Annotated in this window: 1 protein-coding gene; it reads right to left on the bottom strand. The window is 60.1% G+C overall.

The features are described 5' to 3' along the window. Positions 1-54: 54 nt before the first annotated feature. Entirely contained in the window at positions 55-1,878 is a 1,824-nt protein-coding gene (locus ACR0JF_RS23235; protein ID WP_170642523.1) for a BCCT family transporter, read from the bottom strand. Positions 1,879-1,889 lie beyond the last annotated feature (11 nt).

Here is a 1,889-nt window from a genome sequence, read left to right on the forward strand (position 1 = left end):
AAAAGCGCCGCCCTGTGTTTGGGCGGCGCTTGGCTTGTTTGTGTTTTGGTGGGTTTATTCTGCGGCCTGTGGTGCCTCGGCGTGTTTGTCACGCTGGCTGTCGCGGAACAGTGCCTTGGCGAGGGCGACCATCATCAGGCCCATCACCATGGTGAAGGGCAGCGCGCCGATGATCATCGCGTTGCGCAGAGCGTCCATCGGGTTGTTCTCGCCCGCTGCAAGGATCAGCGCGCCGATCACCGCCAACAGGATCAGACCCCAGATGATGCGGTGCTTGATGCCCGTCTCCTGGCTGCCGCCCGACATGATCGTGTTCATCACCAGGATGCCCGAATCCGCCGAGGTCACCAGGAAGGTCATGATTAGTACAACGCACATCACGTTCAGCATCGACAACAGACCGCCGTCGATCATGTAGGACAGCGTCACGAACAGCTTGTTGGTGTTCGAGGCCCCGATGATCGCGCCTCCGGCTTCACCGGCCAGTTCCAGATCGATCGCGGTGCCGCCCAGAACCGTCATCCATGCAAAGCAGACCAGCGCCGGTGCGAAGACACAGCCCAGGATGAACTCACGCACGGTGCGACCCTTCGAGATGCGCGCCAGGAACAGGCCAACAAAGGGCGAGAACGCAATCCACCAGGCCCAGTAGAACGTGGTCCAGCCTGCCTGCCAGCCAAACTGACGACCCTGCTCACCGGCGGCATAGGCCGCGGCCAGAGTGGCCTCGTCGAGTTCCGCTGCTGCGCCTTCCAGACCGCTCTTGAAGCCGTCATAGCTGCCCCAGGCATTGGTCGCGCCACCCATCAGGGCATCCGCATGGGCCTGAGCCTCGGCCGGCAGAGCCGCCGCAAACGCCTCGGCCGAGAGCGGGCCATAGGCGCCAAAGCTCAGCGACAGGAAGTGCAGGATATAGTCCACCAGCGCGGTGCCATAGGTGGTCATCGCAAAGACGAACGAGCCGAAGACGACAAACGTACCCAGCAGAATGATCGACAGCACCAGGTTCAGGTTCGACAGGTACTTAACACCCCGTCCAACACCCGACACAGCCGAGATGATCGACAGGCCCATGATCACCAGCAGACCTGCAATCAGGCCAACCTTCGACGGGGCCGGAACCTCACCGCTCAGGTCCATGATCCACTCCATCCCGGTGATCGCATAGACACCGTCGATGAACTGGCTGACACCGTAGCCGATGGTGACCGACACACCCAGGATCGTTGCCACAACGCCCAGAACGTCGACCACATGGCCCAGGAAGCCGTTCATCAGCTTGCCAAACAGCGGCGTCAGCGCCGAGCGGATGGTCAGCGGCATGTTGCGCGTATAGGCGTAATAGGCCAGCGACAGGCCGGTCACCACGTAGATCGCCCAGGCGTGGAAGCCATAGTGCAGATAGGTGTAGCGATAAGCCGACTGGACCGCCTCGGGCTCATTGCCCGGCACGTCGCCCGCAACAACCACGGGATTCGAGCCCCACAGGCCCAGAGGCTCGGCGGTGGCGAACACCATCAGGCCCACACCCAGACCGGCACCGAACATCATCGAGAACCACGAGAAATTCGAGAACTCGGGCTTTTCCCCGGGCGTCCCCATCACCCGCTTGCCGGTAGCCGGCAGCAGCGCAACGATGGCCAAAAAGAAGAAAAACAGACCTACGATGATGACGTAGAAGCTATTGAAAACCTCCAGAATCTGAGAGTTCCAGCTGCCTAGAGTGCTATTCGCGTTCGCCGGAAAGATCAGCGCCCAAAGCACAAGGGCGACCATTACACCCTTACTGATCAGCGCAATCGGAACGCTGTTATTCTCATAAAAACCGCTATCCGCGGTCTTAATGTCCAAATCCGTAAACGGTTCTTTAATCGACATCAATTTCCTCC

It is taken from the genome of Ruegeria sp. BG11 (genome assembly GCF_056538565.1).

Bases quoted from the DNA above. Each gene is read 5' to 3' on its own strand.
- ACR0JF_RS23235 (WP_170642523.1), bottom strand. From the start codon at position 1,878: ATGTCGATTAAAGAACCGTTTACGGATTTGGACATTAAGACCGCGGAT.